Below are 17,700 nucleotides of genomic sequence, written 5' to 3'. Positions count from 1 at the left end.
GAGAACTTGACCTGCGCGCATCATGATGCGCGCAGGTCACGTGTCACCTATGTCTCCGAACACCTGTTACCCATGTCCCCGGTCTGTACAAGCGGGAGAGGGGAGGAACAGCACGCATCAGGCCGCGCGCTGCGCCGTCTCCGGATGGCGGAACTGCTCCAGCAGCTTGGCCCAGCGCCCACGCACTGCCTTCAGGTTGTTTTCCTTCACATGCCCGAAGCCACGGATATCGTCCGGCAGGTTGGCCAGGGTCACCGCGGTGTCGTAGTTGGCGGCATTGAGGCCCGCCACCAGTTCATCCAGCAAGGCACGGTACTCGCCGATCAGCGCGCGCTCGCTGCGGCGCTCCTCGGTCTTGCCGAAGATGTCGAAGGCACCGCCGCGCAGGCCCTTCAGCTTGGCCAGCACGCGGAACAGCTTCATCGTCGACGGCCCAAACTTGCGCTTGACCAGGTGGCCCTTGTCATCGCGCTTTGAGGTCATCGGCGGTGCCAGCCAGAAGTTGAGCTGGTAGTCCTTGCCCGGCTCGCCTTCGAACTGCGCACGCAGCTTGTCGAGGAAGACAGGGTCGGTGTAAAGCCGCGCCACCTCGTACTCGTCCTTGTACGCCATCAGCTTGGCCAGGTTGCGCGCCGCGGCCTCGGTCAGCGGCAGCGCCTTGCCGCTGCCAGCCAGCGTGCTCTCGGCCGCGCGCACGCGGTCGATGGCTTCGCGGTAGGTGCGCGCGTACGCGGCATCCTGGTAGGCCATCAGGTGTTCCATGCGCCGGGCGATCAGCTTCTCCAGCATCGCGCCGCTCGAAGTCGGCAGCTTGACCACTTCCGCGCCTTCCGCGGTGTTCTTCAGCTTGCCGGTCAGCGACAGCACGTGCTCGGGGTCGTGCGCCATATGGCGGCCCCAGTCGAACGCGGCCTTGTTCTTCTCGACGGCGACGCCGTTGAGTTCGATGGCGCGCTCCAGTGCCTGCAGCGTCAGCGGGATCCAGCCCTTCTGCCAGGCGTAGCCCAGCACCAGCGGGTTGGTGTAGATCGCGTCGCCCAGCAGCGCGACGGCGAGACCCGAGGCGTTGATGAACTCGCACTTCTCGCCCACCGCGGTGCGCACGTCCTGCTCGGCCGACAGGCCGGGGAACTGCCACTTCGGGTTCTTGATGAAGTCGGCGGTCGGCGTCTGCGCCGTGTTGACCACGGCGCGGGTGCGGCCGGCCTGGGTCTTGGAGATGACTTCGTCGGTGGCCGACACGATCGCATCGCAGCCGATCACCAGGTCCGCCTCGCCCATGGCGATACGGGTGGCGTGCAGGTCGTCCGGGCGCGCGGCCAGCTGCACGTGCGACAGCACCGCGCCGCCTTTCTGCGCCAGGCCCGCCATGTCGAGCACGGTGACGCCCTTGTTCTCCAGGTGCGCGGCCATGCCGAGCAGGCCGCCGATGGTCACCACGCCGGTCCCGCCCACGCCGGTCACCAGGATGCCGTAGGCGCGGCGGATCGGCGGCAGTTCCGGCTCAGGCAGCGCGGGCAGGGTGTCCATCGACACGCCGTGCTGCTCGGGCTTGCGCACCTGCGCGCCTTCGGCCGTGACAAAGCTCGGGCAGAAGCCGTTCACGCACGAGAAGTCCTTGTTGCACGACGACTGGTTGATCTGGCGCTTGGTGCCGAAATCCGTTTCCAGCGGTTCCACCGACAGGCAGTTGGACTTGACCGAGCAGTCGCCGCAGCCTTCGCACACCGCGTCGTTGATAAAGGCGCGGCGTTGCGGATCCTCCATCGTGCCGCGCTTGCGGCGGCGGCGCTTCTCGGTGGCGCAGGTCTGGTCGTAGATCAGGATGGAGCAGCCCGGCACCTCGCGCAGCTCACGCTGCACGCTGTCGAGCTGATCGCGGTGATAGATGGCGATGCCTTCGGGCAGCTTGATTGCGCCGTTGTACTTCTCCGGCTGGTCGCTGACGATGACGATCTTCTTCGCGCCTTCGCTGTGCACCTGCCACGCGATGTCCCGCACCGACAGCTGGCCGTCCACCGGCTGGCCGCCGGTCATCGCCACCGCATCGTTGTACAGGATCTTGTAGGTGATGTTGACGTTGGCCGCGATCGACGCGCGGATTGCCAGCAGCCCGGAGTGGAAGTAGGTGCCGTCGCCCAGGTTGGCGAACACGTGCTTGTCGCCCGCGAACGGCGCCTGGCCGATCCAGGCCACGCCTTCGCCGCCCATCTGGCTGAAGGTGCTGGTATTACGGTCCATCCACACCGTCATGTAGTGGCAGCCAATGCCGGCCAGCGCGCGCGAGCCTTCGGGCACATTGGTCGAGGTGTTGTGCGGGCAGCCCGAGCAGAACCACGGCTTGCGCTCGGCGGTCACGCGCGGCGTGGCCAACGCCTTTTCCTTGGCCTCGATGATGGCCAGGCGCGCAGTGATGCGCGCGCGCACGTCGATCGGCAGCTCGAACTTGTCCAGCCGCGTGGCGATGGCCTTGGCGATGATCGCCGGGGACAGCTCATAGTGCGCCGGCAGCAGCCAGTTGCTTTGCGGGATCGACCATTCGCCGCCCGCATTGTCCTTTTCGTCGAACTTGCCGTAGACCTTGGGGCGCACGTCGTCGCGCCAGTTGTACAGCTCTTCCTTGAGCGCGTACTCCATGATCTGGCGCTTCTCTTCGACCACCAGGATTTCCTGCAGGCCTTCGGCAAAGGCGCGCGCACCGTGCGCCTCCAGCGGCCACACGCAGCCGACCTTGTACAGGCGGATGCCGATCTGCGAGCAGGTGGCATCGTCCAGGCCCAGGTCGGCCAGCGCCTGGCGCGTGTCCAGGTAAGCCTTGCCGCCGGTCATGATGCCGAAGCGCGCGTGCGGCGAATCGATCTCGATGCGGTCGATCTTGTTGGCGCGCACATAGGCCAGGCCCGCATACCACTTGTAGTCGAGCAGGCGCGCTTCCTGTTCCAGCGGCGGGTCCGGCCAGCGGATGTTCAGGCCGCCCGGCGGCATGATGAAGTCGTCGGGCAGCACGATCTGCACGCGGTGCGGATCCAGCTCCACCGAGGCCGACGATTCCACCACGTCGGTCACGCACTTCATCGCCACCCATAGTCCGGAGTAGCGGCTCATGGCCCAGCCGTGCAGGCCGTAGTCCAGGTACTCCTGCACGTTCGACGGGTACAGCACCGGCAGGCCACAGGCCTTGAAGATGTGCTCGGACTGGTGCGCCAGCGTCGAGGACTTGGCCGAGTGGTCGTCACCGGCCAGCACCAGCACGCCGCCGTGCTTCGACGATCCCGCCGAGTTCGCGTGCTTGAACACGTCCCCGGTACGGTCCACGCCCGGCCCCTTGCCGTACCACATGCCGAACACGCCATCGAACTTGGCGTCCGGGTACATGTTCACCTGCTGCGACCCCCATACCGAGGTCGCGGCCAGGTCCTCATTGAGGCCGGCCTGGAACACGATGTGGTGCGCGGCGAGGTGCTTCTTGGCCTTCCACAGTGACAGGTCCAGCGCGCCCAGCGGCGAGCCCCGGTAGCCGGAGATAAAGCCGGCGGTGTTCAGCCCGGCGGCGCGGTCGCGCTCCTGCTGCAGCATCGGCAGGCGTACCAGGGCCTGCGTGCCGCTGATATAGATGCGGCCACGCTCCAGCGTGTATTTGTCTTCGAGGGAAACGTTTTCGAGCGCGCGGCGGATGGCGTCGCTGACCGGGGAGGTCAGGGGGGCATTCATAGGTGCTCCTCTATGGGCGTGCTGTCGGGATCACCGACACCTACAGTTGTGGGCGACCGCCTCATGACCTCTTGTGAAGGTGTTGGACGGTCGTGTCTCTGCGCGGCATGGTAGCACCGCCACAAAATCGGCGGTACCTTGCAATGCAGCACAAAGCGTGCCCGCCGCGCCCGTGATTTCCCGTATGGACAGGGGTTCGCGTGTACACTGCGTTGCATCGAGATGGCCCGTGCCGCTGCCGGGCTGCCTGCGATGCGCCACATCTGCACAGCCAGCCTGGTGCAACCTGATTTCCGATTGCCGTCCTGATGCACGCACGGGACGGGCAAACCAGTGACTACCTGAACATGACCAATTCCCCCCGCCAGGGCACCGCGACCCTGGCCGTGCTGATCGATGCCGACAACGCGGCGCCCGCCATTGTCGAGGGCCTGCTGGCCGAGGTCGCCAAGTACGGCGTGGCCGCCGTCAAGCGCATCTATGGCGACTGGACCCGGCCCAACCTGGCCGGCTGGAAGGAGCGGCTGTTGTCGCACTCGATCCAGCCGATCCAGCAGTTCCGCTACACCGTGGGCAAGAACGCCACCGACAGCGCCATGATCATCGACGCCATGGACCTGCTGTACACCGGGCGCTTCGACGGCTTCTGCATCGTCTCCAGCGACAGCGACTTCACCCGGCTGGCCTCGCGCATCCGCGAGCAGGGGCTGACCGTCTATGGCTTCGGCGAACGCAAGACCCCCAAGCCCTTTGTCACCGCCTGCGACAAGTTCATCTACTCCGACGTGCTGCGCGCCGACGCGGATACGGAAGGGGCCGAAGGCGTCGACGGGGCTGCCGCGCCCACGCGCAAGCGCAGCACCGGCGAGCTGCGCCAGGACTCGCGCCTGGTGCGCCTGCTGCAGAGTGCGGCGCAGGCGGTGTCGGACGAGGACGGCTGGCTGACGCTGGGCAGCATGGGCAACCACATCGCCAAGCAGGCGCCGGAATTCGACTCGCGCAACTACGGGTACGGCAAGCTTTCGGAGCTGGTGCAGGCCACCGGCCTGTTCGAGGTCGAGACCCGCAACGGCGGCAACAACAAGACCATCTGGGTGCGCCTGAAGAAGCGCGCCAAGGGCGGTGGCGAGGGCGATGGCCGCGGCCAGCAGCAGTCGCAGCACCAGCCGCAACAGCAACAGCAGCAGCGTCCGGCGCCGCCTGAAGCACGCCGCCAGCCGGCACCGGCGCCCGTGCCCGCGGATCCGCCTGCGCCCGTCGTGGCCCAGCCAGAGGCGGCGCCCGAGCCGGTGCCAGTGCGCGAACCCGAGATCGAGCTTTCCGTCGTCGCCGCCGAAGTGGTCGAGCCGGAACCGATGGCCGAGCCAGTGGCGGAGGCAGCGCCGCAGGCTGAGTCCAAGGCCCGCCCCGCACGCAAGCGCGCCACGCGCCGCCCTGACGTGACGCTGAGCGAAACCCCGTGGCCAATCGACCAGTCGATCTTTGCCGCGCCGGGCACGACGGTGCTGTCGGCGCAGGTTGAAGCGCAGCCAGAGGCCCAGCACCAGCCGGAGGCAGCCGCTGCCGAGGCGGCGCCCGCCCGGGCACCGGCCAGGAAGACGCGCAAGCGCCCGGCCAAGAAAGCGGAGTGATGTGGCTGGCCGGCGCAATGCCGGCCTTACCCGCCAAAGAAAACGCCGGCTTCGCGCCGGCGTTTTCTTTGGCAGAGGTCCTTACCGCACCAGCTGGTTGATCTCGATGATCGGCATCAGCACTGCCAGCACGATCAGCAGCACCACCACGCCCATGGTCAGGATCAGCAGCGGCTCCAGCAGGCTGGTCAGGAACAGCGTGCGGCGTTCCAGTTCCTGCGCCTCGCCCTGCGCGGCGCGGTCCAGCATCACCGGCAGGTTGCCGGTGGCCTCGCCGGAGCGGATCAGGTGCACCAGCACCGGCGGGAACTGGTTCTGCGCCGCCAGCGCGCGCGCCAGCGAGGCGCCTTCGCGCACGCGCGTGTTGGCGTCTTCCACGTTGGCGCGCAGCGCCTCGTTGGTCAGCGTCTCGCCCGCCGCCTGCAGGCTGCGCAGGATCGGCACGCCGGCCGACACCAGGATCGCCAGCGTGCCGGCGAACCGCGCGGTGTTGTAGCCGCGGATCAGCTTGCCCAGCAGCGGCGCGGTCAGCAGCCAGCGGTGCCATTCCAGCCGCACCGCGGGCTGCTTCAGCACGCGGCGGATCGTGAACGCTGCCGCCGCCAGCACCGCCAGCGCTGCCCACCACCAATTCCGCACGAAGTCCGACAGCGCCAGCATGATGATGGTCAGCATCGGCAGCTTCTGCTTGGTATTGGCGAACACGCTCACCACCTGCGGCACCACGTACGACAGCAGGAAGATCACGATGGCGAACGCCACCACCGTGACGATGGCGGGGTAGGTGAAGGCCAGCCGGATCTTGGAGGTCAGGGTGTTGCGTGACTCGATATAGCCCGCCAGCCGCTCCAGCACCAGTCCCAGGTGGCCGGAGTGCTCGCCGGCCGAGACCAGCGCACGGTAGATGTCGGGGAAGTCGCGCGGATGCTGGGCCAGCGCCACCGACAGCGAGCTGCCGCCCATCACCTCGGCGCGGATGCCGGCCAGCAGCTCGTGCACATAGGCGCGCTCGGCCTGGTCGGCCAGTGCCCCCAGCGCCTCGTCCAGCGGCAGCCCGGCCACGATCAGGCTGGCCAGCTGGCGCGTGAACAGCGCCTGTTCCTGCGTCGACAGCTTGCGCGCAAACAGCTGGCTGCCGCTGCGCGGCGCCAGGCCGGCACCGGCGAGCGGGTCGACGGTCAGCGGTGTCAGCCCGCGCGCGCGCAGCTGCGAGCGCGCCTGGCGCGGGCTGTCGGCCTCGATCACGCCGCGGTCGGTCTTGCCGGCGGCGTCGGCGGCTTCATAGCGGAAGGCTGGCATCCGGGCGGCTCCGCTTTAGTCGCGCGTCACGCGCAGCACTTCCTCAAGCGAGGTCGCGCCGCTGTCGACCCAGCGCTGCGCGTCGCCGCGCATGGTGTGCATGCCGTGCGCCAGCGCCACCTGCTTGATCTCGGACTCCGGCGCCTGCCGGTGGATCATGGTGCGGATCTCGTCACCGACGGTCAGCAGCTCATAGACGCCCATGCGCCCCTGGTACCCGGACTGGCCGCATTTGTCGCAGCCCACCGGGTGCCACACGGTCTGCAGCGGCTTGCCCTGCGCGTGCAGCACCTCGGCCTCGGCGGCAGTGACCTCGATCACCTCCTCGCGCTTGCAGTGCTGGCACAGGCGGCGTACCAGCCGCTGCGCCAGCACCCCCAGCAGCGAAGACGACAGCAGGAACGGCTCGATCCCCATGTCGACCAGCCGCGTCACCGCCGAGGCCGAGTCGTTGGTGTGCAGCGTGGCCAGCACCAGGTGGCCGGTCAGCGAGGCCTGCACCGCGATCTGCGCGGTTTCCAGGTCGCGGATTTCGCCGATCATGACCACGTCCGGATCCTGGCGCAGGATCGCGCGCAGGGCCTTGCCGAAAGTCATGTCGATGCGCGCGTTGACCTGGGTCTGGCCGATGCCGTCCAGGTCGTACTCGATCGGGTCTTCCACCGTCATGATGTTGGTGGTGCGCGCATCCAGCCGCGACAGCGCCGCATACAGCGTGGTGGTCTTGCCCGAGCCGGTCGGCCCGGTCACCAGCACGATGCCGTGCGGCTGGCGGATCAGGTGGTCGAAGCCGCGCAGCGTGCCGGGCGCCATGCCCAGCTTGGCCAGGTCGAGCCGGCCCGCTTCCTTGTCCAGCAGGCGCAGCACCGCGCGCTCGCCATGGCCGGTGGGCAGGGTCGAGACCCGCACGTCGACCGGGCGCCCGCCCACGCGCAGCGTGATGCGGCCGTCCTGCGGCAGGCGTTTCTCGGCGATGTCGAGCTGCGCCATGATCTTGATGCGCGAGATCAGTGCGCCGTGCAGCGCCTTTTTCGGCCGCACCACGTCGCGCAGCGTGCCGTCGACGCGGAAGCGCACCACCGACGACGACTCGAACGGCTCGATATGGATATCCGAGGCGCCTTCGCGCGCGGCCTGCGTCAGCAGCGCATTGATCATGCGGATGATCGGCGCGTCGTCCTCGGATTCAAGCAGGTCCTCCACCGCCGGGATGTCCTGCATCAGGCGCGACAGGTCGACCTCGCCCTCTACTTCTCCCACCACCTGCGCGGCGCTGCCGGCGTCCTGGCGGTTGTAGGCATCGGCCATGGCGCGCTCCAGCGCGTCGGGCTCCAGCACGCGCAGGCGCAGCGCGCCATGCACGCGCGCGACCTCGGCCAGCGCGGTCGGAGAGGTGGCGCGGGTCACCCAGACTTCCAGTCCGTCAGGGCGCTGGTGCGCGACCAGCAGCGGCGCCTCGCGCGCAAAGCCGTACGAGACCAGCCGCGCCGCCATCGGCGAGGGCGGCTCCAGGGTCTCGGCCGGCGCGCTGGCGCCGGCGGGCAGGGCAGTTTGGACTTCGCTGGCCATGTCGGGGCTTAGTTCTGGAGCGCAGACTCGCCGCGCGGGTTCAGCGGCTGGAGTGCGTTCGCCGGTGGTTGCGGCAGCTGCTGCGGTGCCGGCTGCATGGGCTGTGGCTGGCCCGGCACGCCGGGCTGCGGGGCATTCTGCGGAAGGGTCTGCTGCAGCGGCAGCGGGGCGGCAAGCGGACCGTTTGCACGCGGATCGACGAACGGCGTGGACGGGGCGTCGGCCGGCGGCAGCAACGGCGTGTTGGTATCACGCACCATGATGTTAGGCGAAACAAAGCCCTGCTGCTGCGCGCGCATATAGTCGTAGCGGTCCTGCGTCAGGCGGTCGGCGGCGCCGGCCGTGCGCATCACATAGGGGCGCAGGAACACCAGCAGGTTGGTCTTGGCGCGGTTCTTGTTCTCGTAGCGGAACAGGCCGCCGATCCATGGGATGTCGCCCAGCAGCGGCACCTTCTGCACGCCGTCGCCGTACGAGTCCTCGATCAGGCCGCCCAGCACGATGATCTGGCCGTCGTCGACCAGCACATTGGTCTCGATCGAGCGCACATTGGTGGTCGGGCCCTGGATCAGGTTGGCGGTCGCCTGCACCACGTTCGACGATTCCTGGAAGATCTGCATCTTCACCAGCCCGCCGTCGGTGATCTGCGGTTTCACGCGCAGCGTGATGCCCACGTCCTTGCGGTCGAAGGTCTGGAACGGCGTGACCGAGGCCGCGCCGCCGGTCTGGGCATAGGAGCCGGTGGTGATCGGGATGTTCTGGCCGATCAGGATCTTGGCTTCCTCGTTCTCCAGCGTGATCAGGTTCGGCGTGGACAGCAGGTTGACGCTGCCGTTGGAGCCCAGCGCGCGCAACAGCGCGCCCAGCCCCATGGCCTTGTTGACGATGCCCAGGTTGAGGCCGCCGATGTCCTGCACCAGCCCCTGCGCCGCGGCGATGCCGGCGGTGCGGTTGCTGTCGGCCAGCGCCCCGGCCAGGGTCAGGTTCAGGATGTTCTGTCCGCCGGTGCCGAAGTTGGTGCCGGCAAAGACGTTGTTGTTGCCGCCCGGCGAGCTGATCAGGCCCTGCCACTGGATGCCGAGCTCGCTGGCCTGCGTGGAGGTCACCTCGACGATCATCGATTCGATGTAGACCTGCGCGCGGCGCGCATCGAGGTCGTCGATGACGCCGCGCAGGTTGCGGTAGACCGGTTCGCTGGCGGTGATGATGAGCGAGTTGGTGGACGGGTCGGCCTGGATGATGCCGCCGGTGGTCGGCTGGGTGCTGGTGCCGAACGACGCGGCGAAGGCCGAGTTGCCATAGGCGCCGCCCGTGCCTCCGGACGCGCCGGTGCCGCCGCGCATGCTGGCCTGGGTGCCGGTGGCGCCGCCGGTGAACTGCCCGCCGGCAGGCGTCGAGACATTGGTCATGCCCGCCGCGCCGCCGATGCCGCCGGCCTGCCCGCCGGGCTGGGTGGCGCTGGCGAAGCTGCTGTCGGCGGCGACGATGGCGCGCAGCGTGGCCGCCAGCTTGACCGCATCGGCGTTCTTCAGCGGCACTACCCAGATATTGCCCGGGCGTGCATAGGGCTGGTCGAGCTTCTCGATCAGGTGGCGCGCCTGCTGCAGGCGCGCGCGGCTGGTGGCGCGGATCATCAGCGAATTGCTGCGCGGCTCCGCCACCACCGAGGTGCGCAGGCTGGCATCGGCTCCCGGGGCGCCGCCGCCGGCGGCGCCCGCGGCGGCGGGGTCGAGCAGCTTTTGCAGCACCGCCGCGGTATCGCTGGCCAGCGCGTGCTTGAGCGGCACCAGCTCGACCTCGCCCGAGGCCGGCGCATCGACCGCGGCGATGATGCGCGCCAGCCGGCGCAGGTTGTCGGCGTAGTCGGTGATGACCAGCGTGTTGTTGGCCGGGTAGGCGGTGATGGTGTTGTTCGGCGCGATCATCGGCCGCAGCACCGGCACCAGGTTGTTGGCCGATTCATAGTTCAGCCGGAACACCTGCGTCACCACCTGGTCGCCGCGGCTGGGGCTGGCGCCGATCACCGTGGGCGAGCCCTGCAGCTTGGCGTCGGCCTCGGGCACGACCTTGGTGAAGCCGTTGCTCTCGACCATGGCATAGCCCTGCATGCGCAGCACCGAACCCAGCGTCTGCAGCGCCTGCGCGCGCGAGACCGGCTGCTCGGTGACCAGGTTGACCGTGCCCTTCACGCGCGGGTCGATCACGAAGTTCTTGCCGGTGGCCTGGCCGACCGCCTTGATCACCGAATCCAGGTCGGCGTTGACGAAGTTCAGCACCACCTGGTCGCGGTTGGACGGCGTGATGTCGGGCGGCGCGGGCGGGGTGCCGGTGCGCGCGCCGGACTGGGCCCACAACGGCGCGGGCGCCAGCAGCGAGAGCCCGCACAGCAGGGCCACGGCGCGGGCGCAGGCGGTATGGAAAACAGGTCGGATGGCGTGGGTTTTCATAGTCATTTCCGGGCGCTCCTGGATTGGCCTGGCATCAGAAGCGCAGCCTTGTCACATGGTTGTCTCGTCGTCCCAGCAGGCTCAGCAGGCTGGTCAGTTGGGTTGCCGCTTCGGGCTCGGCGTGCGCGGTGCCCTCGAAGCGCGCCTGCCGCCCCAGCGTGCCGCTGCCCTCCAGGTGCAGCGGCCCGGCGATGGTGCTCAGCTGCAGCTTGCCGCCAGCCTCGCCGGTCCAGTCGAGCTCGGCGCGGTAGCTGCCCAGCGGGCGCAGCCGGCTCACGGCCGACGACACCTGTTCGATGCGCAGCGTCATATGGCCGCTCATGCCCTGGCCCGAAAAGCGGCCCTGCAGCGTGGACCAGTCCACGCGCATCAGGCCGTCCGGGCGCAGCGTATTGAACGGCGCGCCGATGCCTTCGAGCAGCGCCGCGGGCAGCCGCATGGCGCCTGCCTGCGCGCTCCAGCCGCCGGGTGTCACGGTGATGGCGACCGGCGCGGCCATGGCCTCGGAGTGGCTCACCACCAGGCGCGCGCTGCCGCCCAGCAGCGGCCAGAACGCCAGCGTCCATTGCAGCCGGCCCGGCAGCACGGTCGCGGTCTGGCTGCCGGCGCCGGCCGACAGCGCCAGCGTGGCGCTGCCATGCCAGAGCGAGCCGCTGGCATCGGCGAGCAGTACCCGTCCCTGCGTCTGCGTGGCCACGCGCGCGGCGATCCATGCCGCCGGCAGCATCGCCACCACGGTCACCGCGGCGCTCGCCAGGCCAAGCCCCAGCCAGCGCAGACGCCGCCATGCGGCCGGCTGGCGCAGCTTGCGGCGCGGCAGGCGCAGCGTTTCCAGCCGTACCATCAGCTGCGGCCGCCCGGACCCTGCAGGGTCGCGCTGACGTTCACCAGCGCCGTGGCGCCGACATAGACGATACGGGCGTCGATCACCTTCATGCGCTGCTGCTGGCGCACGTCCTGCAGCCAGCCGCTGACCGCGCCGAACGGCACCTTGTCCAGCTGCACCTGCACGCTGTTGTCGGCGCCGGCGGCCAGCCGGGTCGCCTTCAGGCCGTGCTGGCCCAGGCTGTCCTGCAGCGCCTGCGTGAGCGCGTCACCGCGCAGCGACGGCGCCGGCGTGGCCTTCAGGCCGCGGGCTTCCTGAGCCAGGGATTCCATTTCGGCCAGGTCGGCGCGCAGCTTGGGCAGGTTGCGCGCCAGGCGCTCGCGGCCGTCGGCGGCTGGCTCCCACAGCACCAGGTACCCGATCACCAGCGCCAGCAGGGCGCCGCCGCCGGCCAGGATGGCCTGTTCGCGCGGGTTGCGCGCCAACCAGAAGGCGTTGAAGCGCTCCTGCCACGCCTGCGGCACGGACGGGCGTAGCCGCGCCAGGCGCGTGCGCAGCGCAGAGGTCGCGCCTGGCCGGCTGGCGCGTGGCGTCTGGCTTCGGACTGTGTCTTTCATCGGATTCATGCTTGCTGGTGGGCCCGCTTACAGGCCGGGCCTGACGGTCCAGCGCGAGCCGGGCGTCACCGGGGTGCCTGCGCTGCTGCTGGTACTGCCAGCGGCACCTCCGGTCTTGTCTTCTTCCATCTGCAGCCCGGCCTGGCGCGCGGCGCTGCGCAGTCCGGCCGTGTCCGTGCCCGGCTTGAGCGTCACCACCAGCATGCGGCCGCGGTATTCCAGCGCCTGCAGCGCGTCGGGCGGCAGCCTGCGCGCGGCCTGGGCAAAGCGGTCGGCCAGCGGCAGGAAGTCTTCCGGTGTGCTGCGGCCGCTGGCGGTGCGCAGCTGCTCGACCTGCCGCCGCATCTGCAGCGGCGCGTCGAGCACGGTCTGGATCTGCGGGAAGGCGCCGCGCAGCGCCTGCAGCTGCGCGGCTTCCAGCCGCTGCTGCTCGCGCCGCAGCAGCAGCCAGTGCGTGTTCATGCCAATGACCTGCACCAGCACGATGCCCGCCAGCAATGCCAGCGGCAAGCGCCATGCCACCAAATTCCAACGGTCGGCCCGGCCCTGCGCGAATTCAAACTGCGCCAGGTCCAGCGCCGGCTCGCGCAGGCATTCCTGCGCGCCTTCTATCCACAGGTGCCAGCTGGCGCGGGCAGCCTGGCGCAGATCGGGTACCGGCGCCGCGTCGGCAGCGTCGGCATCGGCATACCAGGTGCCGGCGGGCGCAAGCGCCTGCCACGCGGCCAGGGCATCGTCGCCCAGCAGCAACCCGTAGCCGGCGTGTGCGCCGGTGCGCACGGTCAGTTGCCACTGGCGCGCGGCGTCGGAGCCGGTGCCGGGCAGCTCGCCGCCTAACTCATCGCCCAACTCGGCGCTCCGGGCCAGGGCGCTGGCGGCGGCTTCGACCACCAGCGCGGCCGCCGGCGGCGGCGCGTCGGCGCTCGCCAGTGACGGCTCGGTGCTGGCTTCGGCGGCGGAAGCCAGCGGCACGCACAGCTGCGCGGCCAGTACATGGCGGCGCCGGTGGCGGTGTTCGGCAAAGGCGTCGAGCACGGCGCGCAGCCAGGCGCGGTCGGCCACCATCAGCAGCCGCTGGCGCGGTCCGCGCGCGGCGCTGCCGTCGAGGGCAGGGCCCACGCCGATATGGCACGGCTGCGCCTCGGTCGCGAGCGCGTCCTCGACCAGGTTGGGCAGCGCCTGTTTCAAACGGGCGGGCGGCAGCGGCGGCACGCTAGCGGTGGTCAGCAGTACGTCGCTGGCGGCGAGGATCAGCACCAGGCGCTCGGCCGCGGGCAGGTCAGCGATGCGGGCGTGGCCTTCGCGCAACACTTCCGGCGTCGCACGGGCCTGGCCACGCCGCGCCGTATCGGCCGTGGCAGTGCGCACCAGCGCGAACGGCAGGGTGCCGAACTGCCACGGTTGCGGCTGGTCATGCGGCCGGTGTGGCAGGCGGACGTACAGGGTGGTGCTCAAGGTTTCCTTGCTTTGGCGTCAATGGAACGGCTCGGGCAGGCGCATGGCCGGTTGGGATGCGCCCCGGATCGCCCCGGAGTCGGAAACATGCCGGGGTGCGGGGACGCCGGCGGGCGGCCAGGAAGGCCGGACGGCGGCGGGTAGGCTGGTGCCACGCTCGCGCCAGCGCCGCAGCATACCTTGCCTGTGTGACTAAACCGCGTCAATACCATTCTCCCCGGTTGCCTGCGCGTGCAAATTCGGCCTGTCGCCTGGCCTGGTGGGCGCCGCCTAGCGCAGGTCCGGCAGCCGGTCCGCATCCTGGATCCAGACCACGCGGGTGGTGTTGGCCGTACCCAGCGGCTCGCCGCGGAAGACCAGCGACACCTGCAGCCGGGTGGCGCGCTCGTGCCGCACCAGTCCGTAGACCAGGAAGTAGTGCGTGCGCACGTCGAGCAGGTTGCCGAGGTTGGCGGCATCCGCCTGCGGCGCCACCGCGGCCAGCTGGGTCTGCAGGTTGCCCAGGTTGTTGAAGTAGGCGCGGTCGCGCTGGCGCACCAGTTCGCGCGCGCGCTCCAGCGGTAGCTTGTTGATGACCGCGGCCAGCACCTCGGCCTCGGCGGTGTTGGCGTTGACCGGCGTGCGCTCGGGCAGCACGGTGACAAAGGGCTCCAGCACCGCCACCATCTCCGGCGTGTAGCCGGGCAGCGCCATCAGCCCCTGCACGCTGTCCAGCGGGCGCGGCGCCGGCTGCCCGCTGGCATCGCCGCCCTGCGCGGCCTGCAGCATGTAGCGCGCCGTGGTCTCGGCCAGCTCCGGGTTCAGGCCGACCGTCTGCAGCAGGCGGCGGTATGCGGCCAGCGCCGCCGGGTCGACCGAGGCCGCGCGGCCTGGCTGGCCGTCTGCGCCGCCAGTGGCGGTCCATATCACCAGGTTGGCCAGGTTCAGGCGCGCCTGCGCATCCAGGATGCGGCCCGACAGGAACGAGGTCTCGCCCGCGACGTCGGTGCGCAGTGCCGCGCCGAGGAAGTCCGACAGCCGTGTCTCGGCGATCGGCACCGCCCACGGCTCGCCCAGTTCGTCGACGTTGGTGCGGCGCTGGTCGTCGCGCAGGATCAGCCGCGCCCAGTCCACGGCGGCGCGCTCGATCCAGGTGGCCTGGGCCAGCAGCCGCTGGTTCTCGATGGCGCGGATCTGTACCTGCTGGCGCCACAGCATGCCGGACACCACCACCACGGCCAGCGTCACGATCAGCAGCGCGGTGACCACGGCCGCGCCGCGCGGGCGGCGGCGCAACGGCGCCAGGCGAGGCGGGCGGCTGGCTTGCCTCATAGCCCGGTCATGCAGATCTTCTGGAACTGCCGCGGCGCATCGCCGTCGCCCATGCGGGCGAAGATGGTCAGTTCCACCGCGCGCACCGCGGTGTTGGGCAGCGCGGCGCCGGGCGCGGAGGCGGCCACGGCGCTGGCGGCGTTGCCTGTGAACAGCACGTTGCGGATGCGCCCGCTGTCGGCCTGCCAGCCGGCGGGCTCCACCCATGCGCGCGTGCTGACGCCGTCCACGTCGGCCAGCACGCGCCGCACCTGCGCGGTGTTGCCGCCGCCCTGGCGCAGCGCCAGCAGGGCCGACTGCAGGCCGGCGCGGCTGTTCACCGGCGGCGCGGCTACGCGCACCAGGGTATTGCCGTCGAGCTGGTACGACAGCGCCTGCCAGGTCGGCGGCTGGCCTTCGTCGCGGCGGTCGCGCACCAGCAGCAGCCGGTTCTGGCCGATCTCGACCGGGCTGGCCTGCAGCAGCGTGGGGTTGGCCAGGTGCTCGCAGTCTGCCTGGAGCTGGCCGTAGAGCACCTTCAGCGCGTCCAGGCGCGCATCGTGGTCGGTGAGGCGCTCGCGGCTGCGCGTCAGGCTGTCCAGCGCGCGCCAGCCGATCACCGCCATCACCGCCAGCAGCGTGATGGCGACCAGCATCTCCAGCAGCGTGAAGCCGCCGGGCTGGCGCGGGCGGCGGCGCTCAGAGCACGTTGCGGGTTTCATTGGGGACTATGGTGACCAGCCATGCCAGGCGTACGGACTTGTCCGTGGCGGACGGGTAGACCGCGATCTCGACGCGGCGGAAAACGGGATTGGGCGTGCCCGAGACGGATTGCTCGCAATACAGCGGCGTGCCGCCCTGCGGGCAGGCATAGCCGCTGACGCCGGGCTCGGGCCAGGTCTTGGCCAGGCGCAGCGCGGCCAGGTGGTTCTCGGCGCTCCACTCGGCCAGCATGCGCGCCTGCAGCGAAGCGCTGGCATCGACCATCGAGCCCATCGCGCGCATCGCCGCGGTCAGCGCGACTGCCAGGATGGTCAGCGCCACCAGCACTTCGATCAGCGTGAAGCCGGTGCGGCGCCCGCGCCGGGCCGGGCGGGGCAAAGCGCGAGGGCAGGGTTTCATGGCGTGCTGGCGAAATAGCGGCCGCTGCCGTCGCCGGCAACGTCCACGCGGATATCGCCGCGCACCAGGATCAGCCGCTGCGGGGCATCGATCAGCTCGCGCCCGAAGATGAGCCGGGGCGGGCTGCTGGTGCCGGTGCTGCGGCCCCCTTCGGCGACGATGACCTGGTCCAGCGCCAGGCGCCAGTGGCCCGGGGCAAACACGTCGGTACGCATGGGGATCCAGCCGTTGGGGGTCGATTCCAGGAAGCGCCAGCCGCTGGCATCGCCCTCCCAGGCGAGCGGGCGGGCGCCAAGCTGCGCCTCTTCCTGCGCCAGCTCGAACAGCCGCGCGATGCGCTGGCCGTCGTCGAGCACGCGGCTCCGTTCATTGGGCGAGGCGTTGACCGCCACCAGCGAGATCACGATGCCGGCGATCACCATGACCACCAGCAGCTCGAGCAGCGTAAAGCCGCGGCGCCGGGGGCCGGGCGCGCGGCGGCGCGGCGCCGTGGTCATGGTTGCAGGGGGCGGCGGCGGGGCTGCGCTTATTCCCAGTTGCCGATGTCGGCGTCGTTGCCGTTGCCGCCGGCCTGGCCGTCGGCGCCGAAGCTGAACACGTCGATCTCGCCGCGCACGCCCGGGTTCAGGTACTGGTACGGATGGCCCCAGGGATCCTTGGGCAGCTTTTCCAGGTAGCCGCCGCCCTTCCAGTTGTTGGGCACGGGCTCGGTGGTGGGCTTGGCCACCAGCGCGGCCAGGCCCTGTTCGGTGGTGGGGTAGCGGCTGTTGTCCAGGCGATACAGCTTGAGCGCCTGCATGACCGACGAGATGTCCTGGCGCGCGGCCACGATGCGGGCCTCGTCCGGACGGCTCATGATCTTGGGCACCACCAGCGCCGCCAGCACGCCAAGGATCACGATCACGACCATGATCTCGATCAGGGTGAAGCCGCGCGCACGGCGGGCGCGCACGGAGCGGGCGGGGCTGGCAATCTGGGGAGTGAATCTGCGCATCGTCGGTGGACCTCTTGGCTTGAATGGCTGGGCCCGCACCAGTGAGGGGGCGGCGGGCCGGGTTCGCCAGTCAGTATAACCGGCGCCACATGACTGTTTTATGGGCGGCCCCTTCGGCACCTCGGCAAAGTCTGATCCGGATCACAGCTACTGGGAACGTGCATTCGGCAGCCAAATAACTTGCATCCTGGATGCATCTTTTTTAAGATGGCGTCACGATGCAACTGACCCGCTTTTCCGACTATGCGTTGCGCCTGCTGATGTACGTCGCCCGTGGCGACGGCAGCCGGCCGATCACCATTGCCGAGGTGGGGCAGCAGTTCGGCATCTCGCACAACCACCTCGTCAAGGTGGCGGCGCGGCTGTCGAAGCTGGGCTGGATCAGCGCCACGCGCGGCCGCCACGGCGGCCTGCAGCTGGGGCCCGGCGCGGAGCGGCTGACCATCGGCACCATCCTGCGCGAGCTGGAAGGGCACAAGGCGGTGATCGACTGCGACAACCCGCCCTGTGCGCTGAACGGCAACTGCCGCCTGAAGCGCGCGCTGGACGTGGCCGAGCAGGCTTTCTACGTTGCCCTGGACGACGTCACGCTGGCCGATGTCACCGGCAGCCAGACGGCCGAGTCGATCATCCGCCTGCATCGCGATTTCCTGAACCGGCGTTCGGCCTGAGCGGATCCTGTCCGCGCGGGCCGGCGAGAGCCGGTTTTATTTTGAGCAAAAACATGCATTTAATTTGC

The 17,700-nt window shown here is 69.9% G+C and carries 14 protein-coding genes; 2 read left to right on the top strand and 12 right to left on the bottom strand.

Annotated elements, in window-relative coordinates:
• Positions 1-117 precede the first annotated feature (117 nt).
• Entirely contained in the window at positions 118-3,711 is a 3,594-nt protein-coding gene (locus tag AC3WLF_RS30295) for an indolepyruvate ferredoxin oxidoreductase family protein (RefSeq protein WP_492359247.1), read from the bottom strand.
• A gap of 347 nt (positions 3,712-4,058) precedes the next feature.
• Between AC3WLF_RS30295 and AC3WLF_RS30290 the strand changes: the two genes are divergently transcribed.
• Complete coding sequence (locus tag AC3WLF_RS30290) at positions 4,059-5,342, top strand: NYN domain-containing protein (protein WP_492352465.1); 1,284 nt, start codon at positions 4,059-4,061, stop codon at positions 5,340-5,342.
• A gap of 81 nt (positions 5,343-5,423) precedes the next feature.
• Here the strand turns inward: AC3WLF_RS30290 and gspF are convergent, their stop codons facing one another.
• The 11 genes from gspF to gspG form a co-directional block, all read right to left on the bottom strand.
• A complete protein-coding gene (gene gspF / locus AC3WLF_RS30285) occupies positions 5,424-6,641 on the bottom strand; it encodes a type II secretion system inner membrane protein GspF (protein ID WP_492321677.1) in 1,218 nt (405 codons plus the stop codon).
• Positions 6,642-6,656: 15 nt separating this feature from the next.
• Positions 6,657-8,210, bottom strand: coding sequence for a type II secretion system ATPase GspE (gspE, locus tag AC3WLF_RS30280; protein ID WP_492321676.1), 1,554 nt, complete (start codon positions 8,208-8,210; stop codon positions 6,657-6,659).
• 8 nt (positions 8,211-8,218) lie between these two features.
• On the bottom strand, positions 8,219-10,657 hold the full coding sequence (gspD, locus tag AC3WLF_RS30275) for a type II secretion system secretin GspD (RefSeq protein ID WP_492321680.1): 2,439 nt from the start codon (positions 10,655-10,657) through the stop codon (positions 8,219-8,221).
• 34 nt (positions 10,658-10,691) lie between these two features.
• Entirely contained in the window at positions 10,692-11,501 is an 810-nt protein-coding gene (gspN, locus tag AC3WLF_RS30270) for a type II secretion system protein N (RefSeq protein ID WP_492321675.1), read from the bottom strand.
• The gene (locus AC3WLF_RS30265) at positions 11,501-12,109 is read right to left on the bottom strand and encodes a type II secretion system protein M (protein ID WP_492321674.1); all 609 of its coding nucleotides are present in this window, start codon (positions 12,107-12,109) and stop codon (positions 11,501-11,503) included. Before AC3WLF_RS30265 ends, gspN begins: the two co-directional genes overlap by 1 nt.
• An 18-nt stretch (positions 12,110-12,127) precedes the next feature.
• Complete coding sequence (gspL, locus tag AC3WLF_RS30260; RefSeq protein WP_492321673.1) at positions 12,128-13,555, bottom strand: type II secretion system protein GspL; 1,428 nt, start codon at positions 13,553-13,555, stop codon at positions 12,128-12,130.
• A gap of 270 nt (positions 13,556-13,825) precedes the next feature.
• On the bottom strand, positions 13,826-14,866 hold the full coding sequence (gene gspK, locus AC3WLF_RS30255; RefSeq protein ID WP_492359246.1) for a type II secretion system minor pseudopilin GspK: 1,041 nt from the start codon (positions 14,864-14,866) through the stop codon (positions 13,826-13,828).
• On the bottom strand, positions 14,863-15,567 hold the full coding sequence (locus AC3WLF_RS30250; protein ID WP_492359245.1) for a PulJ/GspJ family protein: 705 nt from the start codon (positions 15,565-15,567) through the stop codon (positions 14,863-14,865). Before AC3WLF_RS30250 ends, gspK begins: the two co-directional genes overlap by 4 nt.
• Positions 15,545-15,967: a type II secretion system minor pseudopilin GspI gene (gspI, locus tag AC3WLF_RS30245; protein WP_492321670.1), complete on the bottom strand. Its 423-nt coding sequence runs from the start codon at positions 15,965-15,967 to the stop codon at positions 15,545-15,547. The genes AC3WLF_RS30250 and gspI overlap by 23 nt, the downstream gene beginning before the upstream one ends.
• Complete coding sequence (locus AC3WLF_RS30240; protein ID WP_492321669.1) at positions 15,964-16,464, bottom strand: GspH/FimT family pseudopilin; 501 nt, start codon at positions 16,462-16,464, stop codon at positions 15,964-15,966. The genes gspI and AC3WLF_RS30240 overlap by 4 nt, the downstream gene beginning before the upstream one ends.
• A gap of 29 nt (positions 16,465-16,493) precedes the next feature.
• Positions 16,494-16,961 (bottom strand): type II secretion system major pseudopilin GspG, encoded by a 468-nt coding sequence (gene gspG / locus AC3WLF_RS30235; RefSeq protein WP_010813455.1) that lies wholly within the window; start codon positions 16,959-16,961, stop codon positions 16,494-16,496.
• Positions 16,962-17,179: 218 nt separating this feature from the next.
• Here gspG and AC3WLF_RS30230 point away from each other — a divergent pair, with 218 nt between their 5' ends.
• Complete coding sequence (locus tag AC3WLF_RS30230) at positions 17,180-17,632, top strand: RrF2 family transcriptional regulator (protein WP_492321668.1); 453 nt, start codon at positions 17,180-17,182, stop codon at positions 17,630-17,632.
• The last annotated feature ends 68 nt before the right edge of the window (positions 17,633-17,700 follow it).

This window comes from Cupriavidus sp. FW306-01-F10A, assembly GCF_058782785.1.
Note: the sequence above shows the minus strand (reverse complement) of the source record. Positions and strands in the feature narration are given on the sequence as shown.